At 71.0% G+C, this 24,611-nt stretch carries 23 protein-coding genes and 1 pseudogene; 7 read left to right on the forward strand and 17 right to left on the reverse strand.

What is annotated here, in order from left to right; translation table 11 throughout:
- Positions 1-13 precede the first annotated feature (13 nt).
- The 5 genes and pseudogenes from OHT01_RS03985 to OHT01_RS04005 all read right to left on the reverse strand — a co-directional run bounded on the left by OHT01_RS03985 (position 14) and on the right by OHT01_RS04005 (position 3,329).
- The gene (locus OHT01_RS03985) at positions 14-1,312 is read right to left on the reverse strand and encodes a sulfate adenylyltransferase subunit 1 (protein WP_328551706.1); all 1,299 of its coding nucleotides are present in this window, start codon (positions 1,310-1,312) and stop codon (positions 14-16) included.
- Between the two features lie 2 nt (positions 1,313-1,314).
- The gene (cysD, locus tag OHT01_RS03990) at positions 1,315-2,235 is read right to left on the reverse strand and encodes a sulfate adenylyltransferase subunit CysD (RefSeq protein ID WP_328551707.1); all 921 of its coding nucleotides are present in this window, start codon (positions 2,233-2,235) and stop codon (positions 1,315-1,317) included.
- Between the two features lie 29 nt (positions 2,236-2,264).
- A pseudogene (locus OHT01_RS03995) lies at positions 2,265-2,453 on the reverse strand (adenylyl-sulfate kinase); the annotation flags it as partial.
- Positions 2,450-3,157, reverse strand: a complete 708-nt coding sequence (locus OHT01_RS04000) for a phosphoadenylyl-sulfate reductase (protein WP_328551708.1) — start codon at positions 3,155-3,157, stop codon at positions 2,450-2,452. The pseudogene OHT01_RS03995 and the gene OHT01_RS04000, both read right to left, overlap by 4 nt.
- Positions 3,144-3,329 carry a hypothetical protein gene (locus tag OHT01_RS04005; protein ID WP_328551709.1) on the reverse strand — a complete coding sequence of 62 codons (186 nt, stop codon included), beginning with the start codon at positions 3,327-3,329 and terminating at the stop codon, positions 3,144-3,146. The genes OHT01_RS04000 and OHT01_RS04005 overlap by 14 nt, the downstream gene beginning before the upstream one ends.
- A gap of 409 nt (positions 3,330-3,738) precedes the next feature.
- Here OHT01_RS04005 and OHT01_RS04010 point away from each other — a divergent pair, with 409 nt between their 5' ends.
- The 4 genes from OHT01_RS04010 to OHT01_RS04025 all read left to right on the forward strand — a co-directional run bounded on the left by OHT01_RS04010 (position 3,739) and on the right by OHT01_RS04025 (position 9,287).
- Positions 3,739-5,430 (forward strand): hypothetical protein, encoded by a 1,692-nt coding sequence (locus tag OHT01_RS04010; protein WP_328551710.1) that lies wholly within the window; start codon positions 3,739-3,741, stop codon positions 5,428-5,430.
- Entirely contained in the window at positions 5,427-6,671 is a 1,245-nt protein-coding gene (locus OHT01_RS04015) for a hypothetical protein (protein ID WP_328551711.1), read from the forward strand. The genes OHT01_RS04010 and OHT01_RS04015 overlap by 4 nt, the downstream gene beginning before the upstream one ends.
- A gap of 74 nt (positions 6,672-6,745) precedes the next feature.
- Entirely contained in the window at positions 6,746-8,470 is a 1,725-nt protein-coding gene (locus OHT01_RS04020) for a nitrite/sulfite reductase (RefSeq protein ID WP_328551712.1), read from the forward strand.
- A 64-nt stretch (positions 8,471-8,534) separates the two neighbouring features.
- Positions 8,535-9,287 (forward strand): AfsR/SARP family transcriptional regulator, encoded by a 753-nt coding sequence (locus tag OHT01_RS04025; RefSeq protein ID WP_328551713.1) that lies wholly within the window; start codon positions 8,535-8,537, stop codon positions 9,285-9,287.
- Between the two features lie 43 nt (positions 9,288-9,330).
- Here OHT01_RS04025 and OHT01_RS04030 read toward each other — a convergent pair whose 3' ends face one another.
- The 10 genes from OHT01_RS04030 to OHT01_RS04075 all read right to left on the reverse strand — a co-directional run bounded on the left by OHT01_RS04030 (position 9,331) and on the right by OHT01_RS04075 (position 18,668).
- Positions 9,331-10,569, reverse strand: a complete 1,239-nt coding sequence (locus OHT01_RS04030) for a beta-ketoacyl-[acyl-carrier-protein] synthase family protein (protein WP_328551714.1) — start codon at positions 10,567-10,569, stop codon at positions 9,331-9,333.
- The gene (locus OHT01_RS04035) at positions 10,569-10,826 is read right to left on the reverse strand and encodes an acyl carrier protein (protein ID WP_328551715.1); all 258 of its coding nucleotides are present in this window, start codon (positions 10,824-10,826) and stop codon (positions 10,569-10,571) included. The genes OHT01_RS04030 and OHT01_RS04035 overlap by 1 nt, the downstream gene beginning before the upstream one ends.
- A gap of 137 nt (positions 10,827-10,963) precedes the next feature.
- Positions 10,964-11,968 carry a beta-ketoacyl-ACP synthase III gene (locus OHT01_RS04040; protein WP_328551716.1) on the reverse strand — a complete coding sequence of 335 codons (1,005 nt, stop codon included), beginning with the start codon at positions 11,966-11,968 and terminating at the stop codon, positions 10,964-10,966.
- A complete protein-coding gene (locus OHT01_RS04045) occupies positions 11,965-12,924 on the reverse strand; it encodes a VlmB-like protein (protein WP_328551717.1) in 960 nt (319 codons plus the stop codon). The genes OHT01_RS04040 and OHT01_RS04045 overlap by 4 nt, the downstream gene beginning before the upstream one ends.
- Entirely contained in the window at positions 12,921-13,478 is a 558-nt protein-coding gene (locus OHT01_RS04050; protein WP_328551718.1) for a flavin reductase family protein, read from the reverse strand. Before OHT01_RS04050 ends, OHT01_RS04045 begins: the two co-directional genes overlap by 4 nt.
- Complete coding sequence (locus OHT01_RS04055; protein WP_328551719.1) at positions 13,475-13,966, reverse strand: hypothetical protein; 492 nt, start codon at positions 13,964-13,966, stop codon at positions 13,475-13,477. The genes OHT01_RS04050 and OHT01_RS04055 overlap by 4 nt, the downstream gene beginning before the upstream one ends.
- Positions 13,966-14,475: a type II toxin-antitoxin system RatA family toxin gene (locus tag OHT01_RS04060; RefSeq protein WP_328551720.1), complete on the reverse strand. Its 510-nt coding sequence runs from the start codon at positions 14,473-14,475 to the stop codon at positions 13,966-13,968. Before OHT01_RS04060 ends, OHT01_RS04055 begins: the two co-directional genes overlap by 1 nt.
- On the reverse strand, positions 14,468-15,664 hold the full coding sequence (locus OHT01_RS04065) for an aspartate aminotransferase family protein (RefSeq protein ID WP_328551721.1): 1,197 nt from the start codon (positions 15,662-15,664) through the stop codon (positions 14,468-14,470). The genes OHT01_RS04060 and OHT01_RS04065 overlap by 8 nt, the downstream gene beginning before the upstream one ends.
- 251 nt (positions 15,665-15,915) lie before the next feature.
- On the reverse strand, positions 15,916-17,043 hold the full coding sequence (locus OHT01_RS04070) for an acyl-CoA dehydrogenase family protein (protein WP_328551722.1): 1,128 nt from the start codon (positions 17,041-17,043) through the stop codon (positions 15,916-15,918).
- 32 nt (positions 17,044-17,075) lie between these two features.
- Complete coding sequence (locus OHT01_RS04075) at positions 17,076-18,668, reverse strand: aldehyde dehydrogenase family protein (protein ID WP_328551723.1); 1,593 nt, start codon at positions 18,666-18,668, stop codon at positions 17,076-17,078.
- Positions 18,669-18,988: 320 nt separating this feature from the next.
- Here OHT01_RS04075 and OHT01_RS04080 point away from each other — a divergent pair, with 320 nt between their 5' ends.
- The gene (locus tag OHT01_RS04080) at positions 18,989-19,951 is read left to right on the forward strand and encodes a bifunctional lysylphosphatidylglycerol flippase/synthetase MprF (RefSeq protein ID WP_328558017.1); all 963 of its coding nucleotides are present in this window, start codon (positions 18,989-18,991) and stop codon (positions 19,949-19,951) included.
- 114 nt (positions 19,952-20,065) lie between these two features.
- Positions 20,066-20,770, forward strand: a complete 705-nt coding sequence (locus OHT01_RS04085) for an SGNH/GDSL hydrolase family protein (protein ID WP_328551724.1) — start codon at positions 20,066-20,068, stop codon at positions 20,768-20,770.
- A gap of 26 nt (positions 20,771-20,796) precedes the next feature.
- Here OHT01_RS04085 and OHT01_RS04090 read toward each other — a convergent pair whose 3' ends face one another.
- Positions 20,797-21,402, reverse strand: coding sequence for a TetR/AcrR family transcriptional regulator (locus tag OHT01_RS04090; protein ID WP_328551725.1), 606 nt, complete (start codon positions 21,400-21,402; stop codon positions 20,797-20,799).
- Positions 21,403-21,610: 208 nt separating this feature from the next.
- Between OHT01_RS04090 and OHT01_RS04095 the strand changes: the two genes are divergently transcribed.
- Positions 21,611-22,126 carry an RNA polymerase sigma factor gene (locus tag OHT01_RS04095; protein ID WP_328551726.1) on the forward strand — a complete coding sequence of 172 codons (516 nt, stop codon included), beginning with the start codon at positions 21,611-21,613 and terminating at the stop codon, positions 22,124-22,126.
- A gap of 922 nt (positions 22,127-23,048) precedes the next feature.
- Here OHT01_RS04095 and OHT01_RS04100 read toward each other — a convergent pair.
- Positions 23,049-24,533 (reverse strand): MmgE/PrpD family protein, encoded by a 1,485-nt coding sequence (locus OHT01_RS04100; protein ID WP_328551727.1) that lies wholly within the window; start codon positions 24,531-24,533, stop codon positions 23,049-23,051.
- Positions 24,534-24,611 lie beyond the last annotated feature (78 nt).

Below are 24,611 nucleotides of genomic sequence, written 5' to 3' on the forward strand. Positions count from 1 at the left end.
CTACTCCCTTGCCTCACAGGCCGGTTGAGGTCGTCGCAGAGTGGTGCGGGTGCGTGGCGGGGGCGGCCTCCGCCATGCCCGCGGTGAGTGTGGTGCCGTCGCTCGGGTCGATCAGGATGAACGAACCGGTGCGCCGGGAGTCGGCGTAGGCGTCCACCGGCAGTGGTTCCGCGGTGCGGAGGCTCACGCGGCCGATGTCGTTGGCCACGAGCCGGCCCGGGTGCGGGTGCAGCGAGAGGTCGTCCAGGGTCAGCCGGGACGGGATGTCCTTGACGATCGCCTTGACCGTGCGGGTGCCGTGCTTGAGCAGCACCCGGTGGCCGACGGTGAGCGGCTGGTCGGCGACATGGCAGACGGTCGCCTCGATGTCCCGCGTGGTCGCCGGGGCGTCCTTGCCGGGCGCGATCAGGTCGCCGCGTGAGACGTCGAGGTCGTCCGCCAGGAGCATGGTCACCGACTGCGTCGTCCAGGCGGCCTCCACCGGCTCGCCCAGCAGGTCGATGCCGGAGATCGTCGAGGTGCGGCCCGAGGGCAGCACGATGATCTCCTCGCCGACGCGGAAGGTACCGGCGGCGATCTGACCGGCGTAGCCCCGGTAGTCCGGGTGTTCGGCGGTCCCCGGGCGGATCACGTACTGCACGGGCAGCCGGGCGTGGCAGTGCGCCGGACCGTGGCCGACCTCGACCGTCTCCAGGTGCTCCAGGACGGTCGGGCCGCCGTACCAGTCCATGTTCGCGGACGGCTCGACCACGTTGTCACCGGCGAGCGCCGAAACAGGGATCGCGGTGACTTCCGGGACGCCCAGTTCGAGCACGTACGCCGTGAACTCCTCGGCGATCGCCGCGAAGACGGACTCCCTGTACTCGACGAGGTCCATCTTGTTGACGGCGAGGACGACGTGCGGGACGCGCAGCAGCGCGGCGATCGCCGCGTGCCGACGGGTCTGCTCGACCACACCATTGCGGGCGTCGACGAGGATCACCGTCAGCTCCGCGGTGGAGGCGCCGGTGACCATGTTCCGCGTGTACTGAACGTGCCCGGGGGTGTCGGCGAGGATGAACCGGCGGCGCGCGGTGGCGAAGTAGCGGTAGGCGACGTCGATGGTGATGCCCTGCTCGCGTTCGGCGCGCAGGCCGTCGGTGAGCAGAGCGAGGTCCGGCACTGCCTGGCCGCGGTTGCGGGAGGCGTGCTCGACGGCCTCCAACTGGTCGGTGAGGAGGGACTTCGAGTCGTGCAGGAGGCGCCCCACCAGGGTGGACTTGCCGTCGTCGACGGAACCCGCGGTGGCCAGACGCAGCGTGTCAGCGGTCATGTCTAGAAGTACCCCTCGCGCTTGCGGTCTTCCATCGCGGCCTCGGACATCTTGTCGTCGGCGCGGGTGGCACCGCGCTCGGTGAGCCGGGAGGCGGCGATCTCGGTGATGACGGCGTCCAGCGTGGTCGCCTCGGAGTCGACGGCGCCGGTGCAGGACATGTCACCCACGGTCCGGTAGCGGACGAGCCGCTTCTCGACCGTCTCGCCGTCCTTCGGGCCGCCCCACTCACCGGCGGTCAGCCACATGTTCGACCGCTGGAACACCTCACGCTCGTGCGCGAAGTAGATGTCGGGAAGTTCGATGCCCTCGCGGGCGATGTACTGCCACACGTCCAGCTCGGTCCAGTTGGACAGCGGGAACACCCGCACGTGCTCGCCGGGCGCGTGACGGCCGTTGTAGAGCTGCCACAGCTCGGGGCGCTGGCGGCGCGGGTCCCACTGCGAGAACTCGTCCCGCAGCGAGAACACCCGCTCCTTGGCGCGGGCCTTCTCCTCGTCACGGCGGCCGCCGCCGAACACGGCGTCGAAGCGCTCGGACTGGATCCTCTCGGTCAGCGGCAGCGTCTGCAGCGGGTTGCGCGTCCCGTCCGGGCGCTCGCGCAGCACACCGCGGTCGATGTAGTCCTGCACCGAGGCCACGTGCAGCCGCAGGCCGTGCCGCTCCACCGTCCGGTCGCGGTATTCGAGGACCTCGGGGAAGTTGTGCCCGGTGTCCACGTGCAGCAGCGTGAAGGGCACCGCGGCCGGCGCGAACGCCTTCAGCGCGAGGTGCAGCATCACGATCGAGTCCTTGCCACCGGAGAACAGGATCACCGGCCGCTCGAACTCACCCGCCACCTCACGGAAGATGTGCACGGCCTCGGACTCCAGCGCGTCCAAGTGGGAAAGGAACAGGGTCACTTCGGCGGTCGGCGCGCTCACACCGGCCCCCGCTCCGCGAGCGGGGCGTGGACCGCGTCGCCGTCCAGGACCTCCACCCGGTGGCCCTCCTCGCGCAGCCGGCCCGCCAGTTCACAGGCGATGGTGGTCCTGCCCGCACTGGGCAGACCCGTGAGCCAGACGGTGGCTCCGCTCGTCACTTGCCGCTCCTGGGAAATCGTGGGGTCCGCGGCGGGCGCGGCCGTCGTCGTGTCCGTCATCCGTGCAGCCCGCACTCGGTCTTCGCCCGGCCCGCCCAGCGGCCGGCGCGCGCGTCCTCGCCCTCCAGCACCCGGCGGGTGCAGGGCGCGCAGCCGACGGACGCGTAACCGTCCGTCAGCAACGGGTTGGTCAACACGCCGTGTTCGGCGACATACGCGTCCACGTCCGCCTGCGTCCAGCGGGCGATCGGCGAGACCTTGACCTTCCGCCGCTTCTCGTCCCAGCCCACGACCGGGGTGTTCGCCCGGGTCTCGGACTCGTCGCGACGCAGCCCGGTCGCCCACGCGTCGTACGCGGTCAGGCCCTCCTCCAGCGGCTTGACCTTGCGCAGGGCGCAGCACAGGTCCGGGTCACGGTCGTGCAGCCTCGGCCCGTGCTCCGCGTCCTGCTCGGCCACACTCCGACGCGGGGTGAGGGTGATGACGTTGACGTCCATCACCGCCTCGACCGCGTCACGGGTACCGATCGTCTCCGGGAAGTGGTAACCCGTGTCCAGGAACACCACGTCCACGCCGGGCTTGGCGCGCGAGGCGAGATGCGCGACGACCGCGTCCTCCATGGACGAGGTCACACAGAACCTCGACCCGAACGTGTCCACCGCCCACCTGAGGACCTCCAGCGCCGACGCGTCCTCCAGGTCACGCCCCATCCGCCCGGCGAGCAACCGGAGTTCGCCGGAACGGCCGGTGTCAGCGCCCTTCATTCGCCGCTCCCTGGCCGACGCCCAGCGCCACGAGTCCGAGCAGCCGGAGGAACGAGAAGCTGAACGCGCGCTCGCACGCGCCGCATTTCCAGGTGTCATGCCCCTCACCGGCCCGGAAGAGCCCCTTGTACTCGCAGTACGGGCAGGGGTGGAGCAACTCGCGTTCAGTCATTGGTTCTCCTGTCCGGAAGCACTGTGACAAAGGGTTCTCTCGATGACGGTAAAAGCCTCGAAGGGAAATACCCTTTTCCGGAGATCGGCAGTGCCGGTCACCTTAGCAACGGCCGCGGATAGGCCACTGACACGGCGCTGATGCGTTCCGCGGTCCGGCGCCGCAAGCGCTGTGTCAGCGTGCGGTCAGCGGTGTTTGAGATAGTCGCGGATGGATTTCGCGGGCCGCTGCGGGACTCATCGGCGGCCCACCTTGAAGATCCGGGAAATCCCTTGCCCAGAGCCCCTCGGTCCGGGGCCATTGCGCATGCCTGCGACCGGGGGACCCGAACCGCAAGTTCCAGAAGAGGGGCAATTGCACGATGAGACTATCCAGGCTCCGAAGAACAGGGTTCTCACGGCGTTTGTCCGTGGTTCTTCTGACCTTAGGACTGACCACTGCCCTCCTCGGCGGATCCGGTCAGGCACAGGAGTCGGCCACGTCGTGGACCTCCGAGTTCACGGCGTCCAACGGAACGACCTACACCGCCACCAACCATCTGCTGGCCAAGGCGCGCGGACACGGGCGCGAGTGGCTGCTCGCCTGGGCGGGTCCGGTGGACCACACCACGCCCGACTTCCTCACCGTCATCGACGCGACACCCGACTCACCGCACTACGGCGAGGTCGTCAACACGGTGACGATGGGGCCGGGCAAGGGCAACGAGCCGCACCACATGCAGTACCTCTGGCACAAGGGCGCCCGGCTGTTCGCGGGCGGCATCCTGACGGACACGACGTTCGTGTTCGACACGAAGGCCCTGCCGGCCGTCAAGCTCGTCGGCGTGAACGTCCCCACGGACACCCCGTGCGGCACGCTGCCGGACGCCTACCAGGTGCTGCGTGACGGCACCGCGTACGGCACGTACATGGGCGGCCCGAACATCACCGGACCGTGCACCTACACCAACGGCGAGGTGCGGGAGGGCAACGGTGCCGGGGGCTCGCCCGGCGAGATCGTCTACTTCGGCAAGGACGGCCGGACCGTCTCCGAGATCCCCGCGGCCGTGAAGGGCGGCGAGGACCCGGTCCAGTGCGGCAACGTACCGGTGCTGAAGGAGGCGAGCTGCGCCAACCCGCACGGCATCGCCGTACGCGAGGACATGAACATCATGGTCGCCAGCGACTTCGTCGAGGCACGCAATTTCGTGACCCCCGACGTGGAACTGCGTGAGGACCTCGCGCGGCAGACGGTCCGCGTCTGGGACATCAGCGACCGGGCCGACCCGAAGCTGAAGTCCGTCTCCAAGGTCGCGGACGGTCCCCGGCTCGCCCAGGAGAAGGACCCGATCTTCGGCGAGTCCCGGGTGCTCATGGAGACGGCGCTGCCCAACAAGCACGGCCACAAGGGTGCGTTCGTCTCCTCGATGACCGGCGGCGCGGTCTTCTACACGCCGGACATCACGGCCACGAAGCCGAAGTGGAAGGAGGTGCTGGACGACACCACGCCGTACCAGACCTTCGCCCCCGACGGCTCGGTGACCGGTGGCGGCGACAACTCCAGCTGGCTGGCCGTCAGTCCGGACGACCGCTACCTGTTCCACACGGTGATGGGCGCGTCGAAGCCCTACGGAGAGCCGCTCGACCGGACGACCGGCATGGTCTATGTGCTGGACATCCACAAGCTGCTCGCCTCGGGCGACGACCCGCGGTGCTCCATCGACAAGCTCGACGAGGTCTACAAGGGCGGCGACGAGAGCGACTGTCCCGGCCTGGTCGGTACCGTCCCGATCCGGGACACCACCGACGGCGGACCCCACTGGGGCGCGATGGACAACTTCACCCAGGGGAAGGACGGCATGTACCGCGAGGCCACCCAGGTCAAGCGGATCGCCACCGCCAACTACTTCCTGGCCGGCGCCTTCGGCGGCGACGGCGACCACCGGGTGTGCATGTTCACCCTCGGCGGGAAGACGGGGATCTCCCTGGACAAGCGGTTCCGCGACGAGGTCACCGGCGAGCCGTGCGTCAGCTTCAACCGGACGTCGTGGCCGCACGGCGACACCGGTGACGCTCGGCCCCACGGTGTGCTGTTCGTCGTGAGCGACGGCGTGCTGCGGTGAGCAACACCTTCTCGATCCAGTCGTCCGCGGCGGCCGTCGGCCGCCGCGGGCCCCTGGTCCTGGCCGCGCAGGACTTCCGGCCGTTGTACGGCGTCCTGCTGGGCGCGTTCGTCCTGACGTGCGGGATCGGCCTGATCATGCTGCAACTGCGGTACGGGCGGCTGCGCCGACGGCGTACCGTACTCGCCTCCTCCGCCGTCATCGTGGTCACGTCCGTGCTGGTGGGTATGACCGCGTCGCACGACTCCGGATCCACCGCCGTCGGCGAACCCGGTGTACCCCTGCTGAGCGCCGCCCGGTCGGGGGCACAGCGGGTACCGGTCCTCGTCGTGCCGAACCGTCCCGGGTTCAACCTGGTGGGCATCGCCGCGGACGTGGCGTCCGCCGGCACCGACCCGGCACGGCTCGCCGACGGCCGACGGCACGGCGGTTCGGAGCGCACCTGGGTGGGGGTCACCCTCAAGGCCGGCGCACAGCGGCTGTACGTCTCCGCCGACGGCGTCTCCGCGTCGCTGGACGTCGACACCGGCCACCGGCCGGCCGCGGAGTCCGCCACCCTGCGCGGCGCGGACGGCCCGGAGTGCGCCTCCGCGGCTCTGGGCGCGCTGCTCGCCAGCAGCGAGCGGCCCTGGTCCGGGTGTCCAGCCGACCGGCTCACCACCGCCGACGCCGGCATGCTGCGGGCGACCGTGCGTTTCGTGGCGGGACGCGGGGCACGGAGCGTCGCCCTGCGCGCCGACGGTTCACCCCGTGACCGGGCCGCCGCCACCGTGGTCCGCGAAGCCGCGGCCCGCGAGGGACTCACCGTGGTGGCGCCGGGCAAGGGTGCGGTTCCGCTGATCGTGGTCACCGACTGGGCGGTCGCCGCGTCCCAGGTCAAGGAGGTCGAGTCGGGCCGGGTCAGGGCCGAGGGCACCTACCTGGCGCCCTGGCTGCTCTCGCCGCCGGTGCTCGGCCCCGCCGCGGGCCAGCTCATCCCGCTGCGGTACGACCCGCGGGGCCCAGCCGCCGAGCGGTACCTGTCCGCGTTGAGCCGACGGTTCCCCGGAGAGATCCCCAGCGCCGCCGGATACGAGGCCTGGCAGCGGCAGTTGGGCGGCGACTTCGGCCCGGTCCTGCTGTACGCGGCGGCCGAGGTGTACATCCCGGGCATGCCCGCGCACCAGCACACGGGCGCGGACTGGCTCACCAGCGGAATGATCACCCCGGTCTCGGGTCCGCTGACACAGCCGACGCCATGACGATCCGAAACCATGACGATCCGAGGCCAGCCGCTCTCCGCGGCCGGGTCGAGGCCGGAGAAGGGCAGCACACCATGACGGACACGGCGCCCGCCTCGCGCCCCCCGCGGGCCCGGCGTGAGGGCTCGCACGGCGAGGGCCAGTGGGCCCACGGACAGCACGAACCCCTCAACAGGAACGAGGAGATCAAGAAGGACGAGGACCCGCTGCGGGTGCGCGAGCGCGTCGAGCGGATCTACGCGCATCACGGCTTCGCCTCCATCGAACCGGACGATCTGCGCTCCCGGCTGCGCTGGTGGGGCCTGTACACCCAGCGGCGCCCCGGGATCGACGGCGGGCGCACGGCCGTCCTCGCCCCCGAGGAGCTGGAGGACGAGTACTTCATGCTCCGCGTCCGCATCGACGGCGGACGCCTGGACCTGCGCCAGCTCCGCGCCGTCGCCGACATCTCGGTCCGCTGGGCCCGCGGCACCGCCGACATCACCGACCGGCAGAACATCCAGCTGCACTGGGTACGCGTCGAGGACGTCCCCGAGATCTGGCGCCGGCTCGAAGCGGTCGGGCTGTCGACCACCGAGGCGTGCGGCGACTGCCCCCGGGTCGTCGTCGGCAGCCCGGTCGCGGGCGTCTCTGCGGACGAACTCCTCGACGCCACCCCGGCGATCGAGGAGATCACGGCCCGCTACATCGGCGACCCCACGCTGTCCAACCTGCCGCGCAAGTACAAGACGGCGGTGAGCTGGCTGCCCGACATCCCGTACGAGATCAACGACCTGGCGTTCCTCGGCAGCGTCCATCCCGAGCACGGTCCGGGGTTCGACCCGTGGGTGGGCGGCGGACTGTCCACGGCGCCGCGGCTGGCCGAACGGCTGGGCGCCTGGGTGCCGTTGGAGGACGTGCCCGAGGTGTGGGTGGCCGTGACCCGGCTGTTCAGGGACTACGGCTACCGCAGGCTGCGCAACCGCGCACGGCTGAAGTACCTGGTGGCCGACTGGGGTGTGGAGCGGCTGCGCAAAGTACTGGAGGAGGAGTACCTTCGCCGCCCGCTCACCGACGGCCCCGCCCCGGTGCTGCCGCCCGCGCCCCTCGACCACATCGGGGTCCGACGGCAGCGCGACGGGCGCTACTTCGTCGGAGCGGCACCGGTGGCCGGGCGGGTCTCCGGCGCAGTCCTGGCCCGGCTCGCCGACCTGGCCGAAGCCCATGGCTCGACGCGGGTCCGGCTCACCCCGTACCAGAAGATCCTGGTGCTCGACGTGACCGATCCGGCCTCGCTCGTCGGGGAGTTGCGCGCCCTCGGCCTGGAGGCCGAGCCGTCGTCCTGGCGGCGCAACACCATGGCCTGCACCGGCATCGAGTACTGCAAGCTGGCGATCGTCGAGACCAAGGAGCGGGCGGCCACGCTGGTCGCCGAGCTCGAACGGCGGCTCGCCGAGGAGGCGTTGGACATCACCGTCAACGTGAACGGCTGCCCGAACGCCTGCGCGCGCACCCAGGTCGCCGACATCGGGCTCAAGGGACAGCTCGTGACCGACGCGGACGGCAACCAGACCGAGGGCTTCCAGGTGCACCTCGGCGGCGGCCTCGCGCTGCGGGACGGAGCGGACGGCCGCTTCGGCAGGAAGCTGCGCGGTCTGAAGACCACCGCGGCCGAACTGCCCGACTACGTCGAACGTCTGACACGCGCCTACCTGGCGGGCCGTGAGAACGAGAACGAGACGTTCACCGAATGGACGGCGCGTGCCACGGAGGACGAACTGAAACAGACGGGTGTTCACCCCGGCGAAGGGCCGGGGTGAACACCGAAAGGCCGTGGACCGCACCTGAACAATCCGAACTCCTGGCACAGAGAAAGGACGGGCCGTGCGGATTGAACTGCTGGGACCTCTGGAAATCATCGACGAGGACGACATCCACTTCCGTATACCGGGTGAAAAGCTGCGGACCATTGTCGCGGCGCTCGCCCTGTCCAGCGGAAAGGTCGTCTCCCGCGACGAACTGATCGACGAACTCTGGGCGGAGAGGCCGCCCCGGGACGCAATAAATTCACTGCAAGGACATATCGCGCGGCTGCGGCGCATTCTCGTCACCCGGATCGGCAGGGAGAACCTGCGCGGGGTCGTGCAGACCACACCCGCCGGATACCGGTTGCAGCTCCCCGCCGACCACATCGACGCGCTGCGCTTCACCGCACTCGTGGAGTCCGCGGCGCCACTGCTCGAAGAGGACCCCGGAGCGGTCATCCGGACGCTGAACAGCGCGCTCGCCCTGTGGCGGGGACCCGCGCTGTTCGACACCGGCCAGGGCATGATCTGCCGCATGGCCTACACCCACCTGGAGGAGAGCCGGCTGATCGCGCACGAGCGCAGGATCGACGCCCAGCTCGACCTCGGTCTCCACCAGGCGGTCATCCCGGAGGCCGAGCGGCTCCACATGCGCTATCCCCTGCGCGAGCACTTCTGCCGGCAGCTGATGGCCGCACTGTGCCGCTCCGGACGGCAGGGCGAGGCGATCAACGTGTACAGCCGTACCCGCCAACGCCTGGTGCGGGAACTGGGCATCGAACCCTCGCCCCAGCTCAGGCGTGTCTTCAGCGAGATCCTCTCCCAGACCTGACCTCCGCTTCCCGGTACGGTGATCGCGGCGGGTGCCCTGGCCCTCAGGCCCGCCCGAGAACCAGCACCGCGTTCTGGCCGCCGAACCCGAACGAGGTGCTGACCGCCAGCTCGCCCGTGAGATCACGGGGAGCCTTGGCCACGACGTCGATCTCGATCGCCGGATCCAGACTCTGCAGGTTCGCGGTGGGCGGCACGAGCCGGTGCTCCAGCGTGAGCGCGGTGACGGCCGCCTCGATGGCGCCGGCCGCCCCCAGCGAGTGGCCGACCACACCCTTCACGGACGTGACCGCCGGACCGTCGCCCAGCACCCGGCGCAGCATTCGGGCCTCCGTGACGTCGTTGAGCGGTGTCGCGGTGCCATGGGCGTTGACGTGCCCGATCTCGTCGGCGCCGACCCCCGCGTCGGCCAGGGCCGTGCGCAGCGCCAGTTCCGCGCCGCGGCCGTCCGGATCGGGAGCCGTGGCGTGATGGGCGTCGGCGCTGGCGCCGTACCCGCTGATCAGCGCGTGGACCGAACCGCCGCGCGCCCGAACGTCCGCGGGCCGCTCCAGGACCAGCACGGTCGCTCCCTCGGCGGGTACGAACCCGTCCCGGTCCACGTCGAAGGGGCGCGAGGCGTTGGCCGGGGCGTCGCGGCGGGCGGAGAGCGCGCCCATCTGGCTGAACCCGGCGACGATCGAGGGGATCAGGCAGGCCTCGGTGCCGCCGGTGATGACGACATCGCAGGTGCCGGCGCGCAGCAGTTCGCGAGCCGTGCCGATCGCGGTGGTGCCGGAGGCGCAGGCGGTGGACGTCACCAGGTTGGGACCCCGGGCCCCGCACTCCATGGCGATGTAACCGGCCGTCATGTTCACAGCGAGCATCGGAATCAGCATCGGGGAGACCTGGTCGAAGCCCTGGTCGAGCAGCACGTGGTGCTGCTTCTCCCAGGTGGCCGCTCCTCCGATGCCGCTGCCGATGACCACGCCGACCCGGGCGCCGTCCCACACGGCCGTGTCCAGGCCGGCGTCGGCCAGCGCCTCGGCCGCGGCGGCCAGCGCGAACTGGCTGCTGCGGTCGAGACGCCAGGCCTTGCGCCGGCCCAGGGCCTTCGCCGGGTCGAAGCCGGGCACATGACAGCCGAAGTCGGCGCGGGTGCCCGCCAGCGCGGGTACCTCGCTCGCCTCCGTCGTCTCGCCCCGCAGGATGCGCGTCCAGGAGGCGGCGGTGCCGATGCCCGCCGCGGTCACCATGCCGATCCCGGTGACCGCGGCGGCGAACGGGGGCCTGACGTCCGGCATCAGCCCGTCACTCCCGGCTGCCCGGCGGCCAGCTTCTTCTCCACCATCGCCGCCGCGTCGGCCACCGTGGCGTCCAGTTCCAGCTCGTCGTCCTTGATGGGGACGCCGAACTCCTGCTGGGCCGCCAGGCCCAGTTCGACCAGGGCGAGCGAGTCCACTTCGAGTTTGCGGAAGGTCACTTCGGGCGAGATCTCGTCGGCCTCCAGGCCGCAGACCCGCACCAGCAGGGCGACCAGACGATCGCTCGTGTCACTCATGGGATGCCTCTCCTCGGTTGTCCGTCGTGATGTGCCGGTCGGCCGGTGATGTACGAGGTGGTCGGTGGGATATGCGGTGATCAGTGGCGTACGAGGTGGTGGGCGGTGCCCGGTCGGTGGCGTACGAGGGGTGCGGTTCAGTACGCCTCGACGGCCGGCCAGCGGACCGTGCAGGCCCCCCAGGTCAGCCCGCCGCCGAACGCGGTCATCAGCACCCGGTGGCCGGGGCGCAGCGTGCCGCTCGCGACGGCGTCGGCGAGGGCCAGCGGCACGGAGGCGGCCGAGGTGTTGCCGACGCGGTCGAGGTGGATCGCGCACCGCTCCCGTTCCACGCCCATCCAGTCGGCCAGGGCGTGCATGATCCGTACGTTGGCCTGGTGGGCGACGAGCAGGTCCACGTCCGCCACCGACCAGCCCGCGCCGCGCAGGGCCTGTTCGGAGGACTCGGCCATGGATTCCACCGCGTGCCGGAACACGGCCCGGCCCGCCATCCGGAAGTAGGGGTCGCTCTGTGCGGCCGTCGCCGCCCGGAACGGGTCGCGGGACCCGCCGGAGGGCACCTGGATCAGGTCGTCCGCCGATCCGTCGGAGCCGAGCTGGAAGGGGCCGAGCGCACCGGGTTCGTCCGGCCGGCCCGCCCGCAGTACGACCGCTCCGGCGCCGTCACCGAAGATGGACCGGGTGGAGCGGTCACCGGGGTCGAGGATGCGGGAGAACGCGTCCGCGCCGATGACCAGGACGGAGTCGGCGGACCCGGCGGCGATGAACCCGGCCGCGGTCGCCAGCCCGTAGAGGAAACCGGTGCAGACGGCGGCCACGTCGAACGCCGGGACCGGGCCGAGCCCGAGCCGGGCCGCGACGCGGGGCGCGGTCGCCGGGAGGGGGTGGTCGGGGGTCGCCGTGGCCAGCACGACCGCGTCCACCGCGATGTCCGACGCGGACTTCAGCGCCCGCGCCCCCGCCTCGACGGCGAGGTCCGAGGTGGCGAGCTCCTCGTCGAGGATGTGGCGGGCGCCGATGCCGGTGCGCGTGCGGATCCAGGCGTCCGAGGTGTCGAGTTCCCGGGCGAGCTCGTCGTTGGTGACCGCCCTGGGCGGCAGCCAGGAACCGAGTCCGCACACGACTGCGGCCCGAGCGGTCACAGGGCTTCCTCGAGGCCCATGTAGGCGAGCCGCGCGCGCTGCATCCTGTCCGCCCATTCGTGCGCCGTCCCGGCCCGCTCCTCGGCGGTGGTGTCGACCAGCCGCCGCCCCGGCCAGGCCTCGTAGTCGCCGACCAGTTCGCCGTGCCGTTCGAGGCCCTGCTGGAACAGCTCCTCGCGGCGCATCACCAGATCCTGCGAGGGCAGCTTCTCCCACAGGGCGTACCCCTCCTGGATCAGCTCCAGGATCCGCGGCTTGTCCTCGGGGTGGCGCAGCAGGTGCTCCCGGGCGATGGAGCTGCCGACGGTGAGGTGCCGGATCTCGTCGATGCCCGCGCCGCGCTCGATGTCGGCCGCCGCCGGATCGAAGACCCGCCACTTGCGCTCGCTCAGTTCCGCGGAGGGGGCGAGAACCCCCTCGACGAGCACCGTGAGGATCACGACGCCACCGATGAAGTCCCGCCGGTCGCGCAGGGCGCGCAGGCCGAACTCCTCCAGCGGCACCAGGATGCGCTCGCTGTCGGCGGCGGCCAGCCGGTCGATCGCCGTCCACAGGTCGTCCTCGGCGATGCCGAGCGACAGAAGATGGCGCCGGAAGACCATCGCGTGCCGTGCCTCGTCGAGCAGTTGCGTCGAGTAGAACTCCAGCGAGGCGTTGTCGGGGGCCACCGCCACCATGTACGCGATGGCACGGGTGGCCTTCTCCTCCGCGATGGAGCGGAAGGCCAGTTCCTGGCTGAGCGCGCTGTTCAGCGGCCCCGGCTCGGCCATCACCGGCAACGGTCGTACGTCGTCGGGGTGGCCGAGGGGATGGCCGCGCAGCGTGCCCTGCGGCACGGACCGCAGCCAGTAGCGCAGATCGCAGGAGTCGGCGGTCAGTTCCAGGTTCATGGCGCCGTCGACGAGTGAGGGCGCGTGCTCCCAGTCGGCTTCGGGTGGCGTGCTGGACACGGTCATCGATCCCTTTCCACGGACAGCGGGCGGACGGCGGCACGGCCGGGGCTCAGTTCCTCGGCGAAGTTGACCAGTGGGGTCCCGGTGCTCCGGGAGCCGCAGGAGACACCGGCGAAGATCACCCGGTGGTCGCCGACGGCGGTGCTGCGCAGGATGTGGCACTCCAGCCAGGCGACGGCGTCCTTCAGCCGGGGCACCCCGTGCGAGCTCAGTCCCGCCCAGGTATCGGACGGCAGTTGGGCCAGTCCCCGGGGGCGCTTCTTCGAGGCGAAGTGGTCGGCGAGGAAGGCCTGTCCGGACGCGAGGCCGTTGACGACGAAGCGGTCGCGTGCCAGCAGGGACCGCAGACCCCGGCTGTCCTCCCGCAGGGCCACGGAGATGATCGGCGGCTCCATGGACGCGAGCGCCACCGTGCTCACCGTGACCCCTTCGACGGTGTCGGGATCGCCGCAGGTCAGTACCGCGACACCGGTCGCCAGGCGGCGGACGGTGGCCCGCGTCTGCTGCGCGCCGGCCGCGGTGCCCGTCCGCCGCTCGGCGGCGAGGGTCTCCCTCATGACGTCCTCGCGTCCAGGTGGGCGGACACGGGGGCGAGCCGCTCCTCCTTGCCCTCGAACCCGGCGCGGAAGCGCAGGTACCCGGGGTCCTCGACCGGCTCGAACGGCAGCCGGAAGCTCTTGAGGAAGTTCCCGAACAGGGCACGGTCGCCGAAGAGATGGATCGGCAGGGCGAGCAGCGCCCACTCGGCACCGAACGCCCAGATCCACACCAGGGCCACGAGACCTTCGGTGACGAGGCTGTGCATGACGTTGTAGAGCACGTAGTAGACCTTGGAGATGTCCTTGGTCGTACTGCGGTGGTAGGCGATCGCTCCGGGGATGTAGCCGATCAGGTCGATGTAGAGGAACAGGCCGATGAAGGCCGGCCAGGACACGTCTCCCAGGTGGTCGAAGAACAGTACGGCGGCCACCACCAGGCCCAGGGCGTACTCGGCGCGGTGCAGTTTCGCCGTGGTCGGCGTCTCGAAGAGGTTCTTGGCGTCCATCAGCGTGCTCCTCCCACCGGGGCTGCCGCCGCCAGGACGGCGGCCAGTGCCCTGGCTACGGCCTCGTCGCCGATCACCTCGGCGTTCGGGAACAGTCCCCGCACCACGCGGGCGATGGTCTCCTTGAACACCCGCTCCGCCACCGGGTCGAGAATCCCGGCGAGGGAGGGGATGCCGAAGTCGAAGGCGGTGTCGAAGGCGATCCGGCAGCCGTCGCCGTCGGCGGCGATCACCCAACTCCCGGAGAATTCCTCGAAGTCGCCGTCGATCTGCTCGAAGACGATGGTCAGCGCCGCCGGATCGAACCGGTCGGTCTCGGTCCAGCGCAGGATGCCGTTGCGGAAGTACACCTCCCAGTCGCTGGACTCGTCCGTGTCGCTGGTGTGACGGACCGTCACGGACCGTACGACGTCTACGAGATCGGGGTAGGCGGCGAAGTCCTTCACCCGGGCGAAAGCGGCCTGAGGACTCACCCCCGGCACTCCGAGGGTCACATGGGCACTACGCATGGCCGTCGCCACCTTCCGACGAGAGCGAGTAGGCGGAGGCCTGCCTGCCGCACGCGCGGTCGAAGGCCTCGTACAGGAAGTCCGTTTCGGAACGGGACAGCACGGCGGGCGGGGTGAGCCGCAGCACGTGGTCCGAGTTGAGCGAGTGGTTGGCGATGACGCCCTGTTCCACGAGCTCGATCAGCAGGTCTCCGGCCGCGCCGGGCCGGACGAACTCGAAGCCCAGCAGCAGGCCCCGGCCGCGCACCTCGCGCAGTCCGTCGCCGTAGTGGCCGCGGGCGATCTCCCCCAGCGAGGCGAGCAGTTCGTCGCCGAGAACCCGGGCCCGCTCGACGAGACCGTCCTCGTGGATCGCGGCGAGCGCCCCTTGGGCCGCCGCCATGGCGAGCGGCGCCCCGGAGAACGTCGAGGTGTGCAGATACGGGTCCCGGTCGAAGACCGCGAAGGCCGCCGGGGTGGCGACCACGGCCGAGACCGGGACGATCCCGCCGCTGAGCCCCTTGCCGACGAGCAGCGCGTCCGGGGTGATCCGTTCCCGGTCGGCGCCCCACCAGGCGCCGAGCCGGCCGAGGCCTGTCTGCACCTCGTCGAGCACGAAGAACGCGCCGTGGCTGCGGCACAGCTCCTGTACCCGGGTGAGGTAGCCGTCCGGCGGGACGACCACGCCGGCCTCGCCCTGGACCGGCTCGACCACGACACAGCACTCGCCCGGATGCCGGGCCAGGACTTCCTCCAGGGCCGTGGCGTCACCGTAGGCGACATGATCCACGTCCGGCAGCAGGGGGCCGAAGGGGTCGCGGAAGACGTCGCGGCCGGTCAGGCTGAGGGCGCCCATGGTCTTGCCGTGGTAGCCGTCCACGGTGGCGACGAGATGCCGTTTGTCCTGGGTGCGGGCCATCTTGATGGCGCATTCGACGGCCTCGGCGCCCGAGCCCGCGAAGTGCACCCGTTCCAGTCCGGGCGGGGCGACCGCCACCAGCGCGTCGGCGGCCAGCGCGGCCTGCGGCTCCAGGAACACCCGGGTCGCGACGGGGTGCCGGTGCAGTTGCTCGGAGACGTACCGGACCACCGTGGGGTGCCGGGCGCCCATCAACAGCACCCCGTAGCCACCGCAGTTGAGGAACCCGCGGCCCTCGGAGGTGTACACCCAGGCCCCGCGCGACTCGGTCTCGATGTGGCCGCCGAACATCTCGCCCAGGACGGCCCGGCCCTTGTTGAGGCGGCGCCGGTAGAGCCGCCCCAGCTCCTCCCGGTTCAGGGGTGAGCGGGCGGGCGCGGCGGTACCGAGGGAGGCCGGGGCCGGCGAAGGCGAAGGCGAAGGCGAAGGCGAAGGCGAAGGCGAAGGCGAAGGCGAAGGCGAAGGTAACTGTGACGGCGGCTGTGACGGCGGCTGTGACGGTACGGATGTGGCGGAGGCCGGGGACACGGTCATCGCCGGCCTCACGCGATCCGCAGCGGTCGGCCGGCCAGGTGCTCCAGGAGCGGGCCGGCGATGCTCGACCTGGACGGCGGGTGGAAGGACAGTCCGTGCGAGGCCGCCGCCAGGTAGGCGACGTCCGGCGAGCCGATGAACGCCATCCCGCCGAGGAGTTCGACGGCCTGGTGCACGGACTCCGCGAGGGCGTCCTGCGCCGCGTACCGCGCGATCAGGGACTTGGCGAGCGCCTCGTCGCCGGTCTCCCCCTGCTCGATCATCCGCGCCATGCCCTCCAGGAGCAGTGCCGCGCCCTCCAGCCGGCACAGCAGCCGCGCCCGTTCGGAGTCGGTGCCCCGGCCGCGCTCCACGACGCGTTCCGCCAGGGCACTCGCCATCCCGAGGTACGAACCGGAGATGAGCAGTTCGAACCAGATGAACCCGACCGTCTGGAGGTTGTCCATGGCCCCCTGGTCGGCCTGCTCCGTCCGCATGAGCTGCTGCTCGCTGATGAACACGTCCTCCAGCCGCAGCTCGTCGCTCTCCGCGCCCGCGAGGACGGAGTTCGCCCAGAACGGATGCACCGACAGGCCGTCGACGCCCTTGGGCACCAGCAGGACGGCCGAGGCGTCCTCGCCGGGCACGGCCACGCTCGCGGTGAGCAGATCCATCGACCGCGACAGACTGCATGGCTTCTTCGAGCCGTTGATCCGGTAGCCGCCCTCGACGACGGTGGCCCGCATGGACGGGGTCAGGATGCCCTGGCCGGTGCGGCCCTCGGCGAAGCCGGAGGCGACCAGCAGGTTCTGTTCCGCGATGCCCTCCAGGAGAGCCCACTCGGCACCGCCGGCCTGCAGGCTGTCGGCCAGGGTGAACAGGGTGGCCACGGAGAAGTGGTGCATGGTCGTGGCCACCGCCAGCGAAGGCGCCGCCGCTCCGAGGGCGCGGGTGACCTGCAGTGCCTCCCGGGGACCCGCGCCTGAGCCGGCGTAGGTCTTGGGGATGACCAGTTGGGGTCCCCCGTGACGACGGAACAGGGCGATGGCGGGAGAGTCCGGGGACTCCAGTTCGGTCAGCGGGAACTCGCCGAGTCCGGCGAGCAGTCCGGGCATGAATTTCTCGCACGTCTCGCGCGCGGCATCCAATGGGCGCATGGCAGCTCTCTCCTAGTGCGCGGACGGGGTGTTCAGCACTCTCGCCGGTCCATGGCCCGCCAGGCACCGAAGACCGCGTCACGGGGACGCGACCCGGTGCTCACGCTGAGCCCCTGGACGTGCGAGGTGCGCAGGATCGGGTAGTTGGCCTCGCCGAAGACGCCGCCGGTCAGGCCCGTACCGCCGTGCGTCGGCAGATAGGGGAGGAAACCGATGTGCGAGTCGTTCACCTTCAGGATTCCGCCGGTGGTGATCCGGGCGACGAACGCGTCGACGACCGCCCGGTCGCGGGCCCATACGGAATTCCGCAGGCCGTAGGCGTTGGAGTTGACGAAGTCGACGAAACTGTCGATGAGTTCGGCGTCCGGTGCCGGTTCCGCGACCACCACCGGGATCAGCGGAAAGAAGGTCTCGTCGCGTACGGCGTCGATCTCCCGGGCGTCCTCCAGTCCGCGGACGACGACCACCGTGGGCTCCAGGAAGATGCCGGCCGTGTCGCGGGTCTCGTCGATCTGCATGGCGTGCCCGCCGCAGGCGATCTCCGCGCCGTTCTCCACGGCGTCCCGCAGGCAGGAGAAGAACTTCTCGTTGCGCAGGACGGGTGTCAGGAGGACATCCTCCTCCCAGGCGTATCCGGGGCGGATATGACCGGCAAGACGGACGATGTTCGCGATGAGCCGATCGGCGGCCTCCGGGTGCACGAGCACCTGGTTCGGAATCATGCAGAGTTGTCCCGAACCGAAGAAGCTCTCGGTGATCGCCTCCGCCGCCAGTTCGAGATCGGCGTCCTTCCAGACCACGACGGCGTCGTTTCCGGCCAGTTCCAGGATGGGCTTCTTGCCGGCCGCGATGCATCGTTCCTCGAAGGTGATGCCGTTCTCGCTGCTCCCGAAGTACATGATGTCGTCGACCTTCGGGCTCCGCAGCCAGGCGGCGAGCATGGGTGCCGGGTCGCCGCACACCACGTTCAGGGTGCCGGGCGGGGCGCCGATCTCCTCCAGTGCCGGGACGACGATCTCGTGCAGGACGTACATCGCCCCCAGCGGGGCGCTGCGCGGTGCGCGGACGACCAGGGAGTTGCCCGCCATGATCGCGGTGGCGCCCAGCAGGGTGCTGGACAGCGGTGCGTTCTGCGGCGGGTTGAGGCACACCACGCCGTCCGGGAGCCTGCGCACGGCCAGTTGCCGGTCGTTCTGCCGGAACTCCTGGAGCATCTGGGACCGGTAGAAGCCCAGCGACTGCGGCCCGAAGCAGTCGAGCATGCCGGACACCTGCCAGCGGGCCAGCGGCAGCGGATGTCCCTCGTCCACGAGGACGTCCACGATCTCCTGGGCGCGCTCCACGATGCGCCGGTGGATCTGACGGCCCAGCTCGGTGAGCCGTACGTCGAGCGGGAACGCCGCCCAGCGCGGAGCGGCCTCGGCCGCGGCCTCCACGGCCAGCGCGACGGTGTCGCGGTCCGCCTTGGCCACCTTGGCCACGATGCTGCCGGGCAGTTCGTCGGGCTCCCGCTGCCCGCGCTCCAGCTTGCGCTTGAGGCTGAGGCTCGCGAACGCGTCGTCGAGCAGTGCGTCGGCGCCGACGACATAGACCCACTCACCGCCGTCCAGGCATTCTCCGTTCACATAGGACCGGTACGTACGCAACCGCCGAGCGGAAATCCCGCCGCGTCGCCGGCCGGCCGGAGCGGACAACTGAACGCTGGTCACCCCAGGTCCCCCGCCTTCTGTAGACCAACTTCGACTGATTCGACGGCAACCTTCGCCAAGGCCTCTGAGAAAGCGCTGAGACGGTTCTGAGACCGTTGTTTCAGTCGGCTTCACGTCCCCGCTGAAAGAGTTCCGGGCGTTCCTGCAGATCCTCGAAGGGCGGTGCGGTGAATCGATCACGGATACGGCGGACGGCGGCACCCGCGGCGGACGCGAGCGACGGCGTCCACTCCGGTTTGCTGTCGGCCGTGGAGAAGCACGCCGACAATCCGAGCGCGTTCCTCGCGCTCAATGAGGGGAACCAGTACTTCCGCGACAGGGGTGGCGACGGCTTCGTCGTCTACCGGCGTTCCGGCCACCATCTCGTCCAGTTCGGCGGGGTGTTCGCCGCTCCGGAACAACGGGCGTCCCTCCTGCGTTCGTTCCGCTCCTTCGCGCGTGAACAGCGCTGCACGATCGTGGGAATCCAGTTGCAGCGCGAGGATCTCGGCCTGTTCCACGAAGAGGGTTTCACCATCAACCAGGTGGGCTCGTCGTATTCGCTGGACCTCACCGGATTCAGCCTGCGCGGTTCGAAGTTCGTGAAGCTGCGCAACAAGATCTCCCGCGCCCGGCGCAGCGGTCTGACGGTCGCCGAGACGGACTGGGAGACGTGCGCGCGGAGCATCGAGCGGATCGACAAGGCGTGGCTCCGTTCAAAGGGCCGGCACGTCAAGGAGATCGAGTTCCTGGTGGGCCAACTGGGCGGCCCCGCGCAGCAGCACCGGCGGCTCTTCGTCGGCACGCTGGACTCCGGACCGGTCTCGTACATCTCCTACAGTCCCGCCCACGGCAGCCGGCCGGGCTGGCTGCACGACCTCAGCAGGCGGCTGCCGGACGCCCCGCCGGGGGTGATGGAGGCGGTCAACCTGCACGCGACGGAGACCTTCATCAAGGAGGGCGCCGACTGGCTGCACTTCGGCTTCACCCCGTTCACCGGCCTCGCCCCGGAGCACGAGCCGGCCGGGGCGAGCAGGATGACGGGGCGGTTCATGCGGCTGCTCGCCGAGCACGGGCACGCCGTCTACCCGGCCTCGACCCAGCTCGCGTACAAGGAGAAGTGGGGTCCGCAGGTGGTGCTGCCGGAGTATCTCGCCTTCGAGCACGGCGCCAGTCTCGGAGCGATCTGGCAGGTCCTGCGGGTCACCAAGTCGGTGTGAGGCGGGGGCGGTTGCGAGCACGGCCGTCCGGCGCGAAAGCGTCGTTCGAACCATCGAATCCAGGGAGTACGGTGTGCACTCGCCGGACCACAGAGTGCGACACACGGGGGAACCATGCGTACGGAGACCGCGCTGCGGCGCGAGGAGAGCGATGAGCACTGCCTGAGTACCGCAGAGGCGGAGGCCTGTCTGGCGGGGGCGCGCTGGCGGCGCTTCCTGGTGATCGGCGACGAGGTCGCCGACGGCCGGGGAGAGCCGGCCGAGGGCTACGGCCGTGACGGCTGGGCGGATCGGGTGGCCGGGTCCCTGCGCCGGGTCCAGCCCGGCCTCGCGTATCTCAACCTCGGCAGGAAGGGCCGGCTGGCGGCCGAGATCCGGTCCCGGCAGCTCGGCCGCGTACTGGAGTTCAAGCCCGATCTGACGGCGCTGACCTGCTGCGGCAGCGAACTGCTGCGCGACCCCTTCGACGCGGACACCGTGGAGGGGGAGTTCGACCGGGTGGTGGCGCCGTTGCGCGACAACGGGGGTGACGTGCTGCTGCTGAACTGGTTCGACATCACCCGCTACGGGCCCGGTACGGACGAGGAGACCGAGCGCCTCCGGATCCGGCTGCGCGAACTGGCCGAGCGCAAACAGGCGGTGGCCCTCAGGCACGGCGCGATCTATGTGAACCTCGCCGCGCACGCGGCGGCCGCCGACCGGAACGTGTACGGCGCCGACGGCAGCACCCCCACCATGCGGGGTCATGCCATCGCCGCCGCCTCGGTGATCCGCGGGCTCGGCGCCCATCTCGCCGGTGCCGCGGACGAGCGCCGGTGAGACTTCGGCGCCGGCCCGGAAACCCGTCAGGCCTTGGCGAAGGACGAGAAGAGCAGACGGAACTGGCGCAGCGTGGCATCGAGCAACTCGTCGGCGTCGCCGTCGGCGTGGGCCAGCGCGACGGCGCTCTCGCAGGCGGCGCCGTGCACCATCGAGGCGACGGCCGTCACGTCCGCGCGCGAACGCTCCCTGCCGAGCAACTGGCCGAGACCGTAGGCGATCATGCGCCGGCAGTCCGAGCGGATCGCCCGCATCTCCGCCCAGCCCAGCGCTCCCGGCGCGTCGATGAGGGTGATGCGCTGGGTGCTCGGCTCCATCGACATGACCAGGAACTCGCGCATGCCCTCGTACAGGCCGTCCCAGGGGTCCTCGTGGAGGGTGAACGTCTGCGCGATGGCGCTCGACAGCCGGCTCTCCTCCGCCTCGTAGACGGCGCGGAACAGGTCCCGCTTGTTCTTGAAGTGGTGGTAGAGCGCGCCCTTGCTCGCCCCGATCTCCTCACAGATCGCGTCGAGCGAGGTCGCGGTGTACCCGTCTCTGGCGAAGAGCTTGCGAGCGGCGGAGAGCAGTTCGTTCGTCGTCGTACGAGAACGCTCTTCCTGCGATCGGCGTACCCGCTGCTGGCTGCCCATGGATCCGACCCGCCCTCCTGACCCCCCGAAAACGTCCATCGTTCGATCTTAGCGTCTCCCCCTCGTACCGAGAGTTCACCGATCCTCGGTTTCATAGACATACCATCGGTTGGAATGTAACATCACGGCCGCAGGGCGCCAACCCCGAGTCCAGGCCCGCGGCAGGTCCCCGTCCCTCTGGCCGTATCCGGCAAGGAGGTCATCAGCCATGCACAGCCCCGCACCTCCCGGCGCACAGGTTCCCGCTGACCGATGGGAACTGTTGCTCCCGCACCGGGAGCGCATCCACCGGCTCGCGAGGTCCCGGCTCTCCGGGGACCAGGAGGCCGAGGACTGCGCACAGGAGGCCCTGATCCGTGCGGCGACCTTCCGCGACCTCGACGAGAGCCGGGTCGGCCCGTTCCTCACCACGGTGACCCTGCGGCTCTGCATCGACATCCACCGCCGCGACGAGCGCGCCCGGCGGCTGCTGCGCGGCCCCTGCGCCGAGGTCACGGCGAGCCCGGAGGAGCTGATCTGCGCGGCCCAGGAGGAGGCCTGGGCGCTGGAACAGGTCGACCGGCTCGCCGGGCGCGAACACCAGGTGATCGTCGCCCGCCTCAACGGCATCAGCACCCGCGAGTTCGCCAGCCGGCGCGGCATCTCCCTCAAGGCGGCCGAGAGCGCCTTCACCAAGGCCCGCGCCAGACTGCGCCGCTGGTACGAGGAGGCGTTGACGGGCTGAGCGGACGGCAGGGAACGGCTGGGCGGACGGACCGCCGGGCCGCGTCGGGAGCGCCGGCACCTCGCGGGCGCGCGGCCGACCGGACCGCGGCGGGTCGGATCACGAAAACGTGGGGTGGCGGAACATGGGACACCGATCGGGAGACGGACCGGGGGTCGGAGGGCAGGCCTCGACCTGCCCGTGCCCCCGCTGCCCGACCGGGCCCCCTCCAGCCGGCCCTCGCCTCGCGAGCCTCGACGACTCTCAGTTCCTGGGCTTCGACGGCGCCCGGCAGCCGTGCGCAGGCCATCGCGATACCCGGCGGCATCCTGACGGACTCCGCCGTACCCCAGTGGCGACCGGACCCCCCGACGCCCAGCCGCAGGCGCACACACGCCGCGGCACCTCACCACGGGCCCACGCACTCCCCCATGACCGGCCCCAGCCTGCTCGGCTCCCCCATGGCCAGGCGCGGACCGACGGACCTCGGGATACCCGGCCACGGGTGCGGGGAATCGGTCCGGCGCATCATCGGGCCCTGGGGCCGCGTCTCGGCGTCGCCGGTAACCCAATAATCGTGAGCCCGCGGGTAGCGGGACCGCACTTCGGCCTCGCCGGAACCCCGGTGACGGTGAACCTGCGGGAAGCGGGACCGCCTTTCGGCGTCGCCGGAACCCCGGTGACCGTGGGCCCGCGGGTAGCGGGACCGCACTTCGGCGTCGCCGGAACCCCGGTGACCGTGAACCTGTGGGACGCCGGACCGCACTTCGGCGTCGCCGGAACCCCGGTGATCGTGGACCTGCGGGAAGCGGGACCGCGCTTCGGCGTCGCCGGAACCCCGGTGACCGTGGGCCCGCGGGAAGCCGGGCCGCGCTTCGGCGTCGCCGGTACCCCGGGGGCCGTGGGCCTGCCGGGAGTGGCGCCGCCGCTGGGGGCGCCGGGTTCATGCGGTCGTCCGCTCCAGCGCCGCGTTCAGGAGCTTGGTCACCTCCTGGGCGGAGGCCGTCTCCAGAGCGGCCATCGCGTCGGCGGTGTCCGCGGTCCCTCCGGTGCCGAGGAACTTCTCGCGCACCAGGGAGGCGGCCGGCGGTCCGCCCACCGCTCCTACCGGAACGTCCACCTGCCGGCTCACCGAACGACCGTCGCGGAACTCGACGGTCACCCGCGCCCCCGTCACCTTCCGCGCGGAACGGAAGTCCTCGCTCGGCGCCTCCAGCTCGCCCACCAGATCCACCAGCCACTGCCCGTCGTCCTTCCAGCGCGCGCCGAACGGGCGCAGCCACTCGGCGGCCCGGGGGCCCGCCTGCCGGAGCGCCTCGCCGAAGGGAACCTCGCTGTGGAACAGGTCGTAGGTCATCCGTTCGTCGAGGCGCGGCTCGACGAGTTCCGCGAGCCGCCACCGCTCCTCGTCCGCGACTCCCGGGGCGGCGAAGTCCCCGGTGGTCAGGTCACCGGTGAGCAGCACGGTCGCCAGCAGGTACGGCAGCGCGAACACCAGCGCGCTCACCGGCGAGTCGGCGCCCCGCAGATACACGCCCGCCTGGGCGTTCACCAGCATCGTGTAGAGCGAGGTGTCCACGGTGATCCCGGTGATGTCCCGGGCCCGTACCGGCCCCAGCTCCCGGTGGAGTTCGAGTCCGCAGTCGACCGCCGCGTCCATGCCAGGACCACCGGGGTGCACCTTGAACGACGTCGTATGGGTGTGCCAGCGCCGCCCGAGCCCGGAGGTCACGGCGGCGGGCAGCGGCACGGCGGCGAACCGGGACAGGAATCCGTCCGGGTGTTCCAGGATCTCCTTGCTGCCGGTGAAGCCCGCCGCGGCGGCGTCGCACGCGTCCAGGCCCACGGAGACGGGCGTCGAGGCGCTGAAGACCTTGGCGTCACCGCCGAGGAACCCGATCGGCACGGTGCGCGGCGGCAGCCCGAGGCCGAGGCCGATCGCGTCGACCCAGCGCCGCGCGGTCGCGTTCTCGCCCCGCAGCCGCCCGGCGATGGCGCCGATCACATGGGTGAAGGTGGCGCTCTGCCCGCGGAAGGGCCCCAGGGTGGCCGCCGCCGTGACGCGCGCGGCGCACTCGTTGGCCACGACGACCGAGGTCAGCAGCGCGCGCCCGTCCAGCTCCTGGCTCTGCGCGTACGCCATGGGCACGGCCACGGTCGAGTTGGACAGGTGCCCGGCGAACGCCGTGTCGTCGAAGTGCAGCCACGACCCGAGTCCGGCGAGCACGAAGGCGGCGCGCCGCGGATCGGGCTGCAGCGGCGGTCCGAAGCCCGCGGCCAGTTTCCGGCCCAGCGGATGCGTCGCGCCGATGCGCATGGCCGCGCACTGGGACAGTATCTGCAGCTTTGCTATGTCCACGACATCCGGCGGTATGTCCTCGAACCGCAGAGCATGGGCCCATTCCGAGAGTTCTTCGGTGAGGGTCATCGGTCTCCTTCACGGCCGCCGTTGCACACGGCGGCGTCCACGGCGGTCACCCTGCGCCGCCCTGCTTCTTTCCGGTTA

It is taken from the genome of Streptomyces sp. NBC_00358 (genome assembly GCF_036099295.1).
Classification (GTDB): domain Bacteria; phylum Actinomycetota; class Actinomycetes; order Streptomycetales; family Streptomycetaceae; genus Streptomyces.

Excerpts from the sequence above, each read along its gene's own strand:
- OHT01_RS03985 (WP_328551706.1), bottom strand. The coding sequence starts at position 1,312 with ATGACCGCTGACACGCTGCGTCTGGCCACCGCGGGTTCCGTCGACGAC.
- OHT01_RS04000 (WP_328551708.1), bottom strand. The coding sequence starts at position 3,157 with ATGAAGGGCGCTGACACCGGCCGTTCCGGCGAACTCCGGTTGCTCGCC.
- OHT01_RS04005 (WP_328551709.1), bottom strand. The coding sequence starts at position 3,329 with ATGACTGAACGCGAGTTGCTCCACCCCTGCCCGTACTGCGAGTACAAG.
- OHT01_RS04020 (WP_328551712.1), top strand. The coding sequence starts at position 6,746 with ATGACGGACACGGCGCCCGCCTCGCGCCCCCCGCGGGCCCGGCGTGAG.
- OHT01_RS04030 (WP_328551714.1), bottom strand. The coding sequence starts at position 10,569 with ATGCCGGACGTCAGGCCCCCGTTCGCCGCCGCGGTCACCGGGATCGGC.
- OHT01_RS04035 (WP_328551715.1), bottom strand. The coding sequence starts at position 10,826 with ATGAGTGACACGAGCGATCGTCTGGTCGCCCTGCTGGTGCGGGTCTGC.
- OHT01_RS04045 (WP_328551717.1), bottom strand. The coding sequence starts at position 12,924 with ATGACCGTGTCCAGCACGCCACCCGAAGCCGACTGGGAGCACGCGCCC.
- OHT01_RS04050 (WP_328551718.1), bottom strand. The coding sequence starts at position 13,478 with ATGAGGGAGACCCTCGCCGCCGAGCGGCGGACGGGCACCGCGGCCGGC.
- OHT01_RS04055 (WP_328551719.1), bottom strand. The coding sequence starts at position 13,966 with ATGGACGCCAAGAACCTCTTCGAGACGCCGACCACGGCGAAACTGCAC.
- OHT01_RS04060 (WP_328551720.1), bottom strand. The coding sequence starts at position 14,475 with ATGCGTAGTGCCCATGTGACCCTCGGAGTGCCGGGGGTGAGTCCTCAG.
- OHT01_RS04065 (WP_328551721.1), bottom strand. The coding sequence starts at position 15,664 with ATGTTCGGCGGCCACATCGAGACCGAGTCGCGCGGGGCCTGGGTGTAC.
- OHT01_RS04070 (WP_328551722.1), bottom strand. The coding sequence starts at position 17,043 with ATGCGCCCATTGGATGCCGCGCGCGAGACGTGCGAGAAATTCATGCCC.
- OHT01_RS04085 (WP_328551724.1), top strand. The coding sequence starts at position 20,066 with ATGCGTACGGAGACCGCGCTGCGGCGCGAGGAGAGCGATGAGCACTGC.
- OHT01_RS04090 (WP_328551725.1), bottom strand. The coding sequence starts at position 21,402 with ATGGGCAGCCAGCAGCGGGTACGCCGATCGCAGGAAGAGCGTTCTCGT.
- OHT01_RS04095 (WP_328551726.1), top strand. The coding sequence starts at position 21,611 with ATGCACAGCCCCGCACCTCCCGGCGCACAGGTTCCCGCTGACCGATGG.
- OHT01_RS04100 (WP_328551727.1), bottom strand. The coding sequence starts at position 24,533 with ATGACCCTCACCGAAGAACTCTCGGAATGGGCCCATGCTCTGCGGTTC.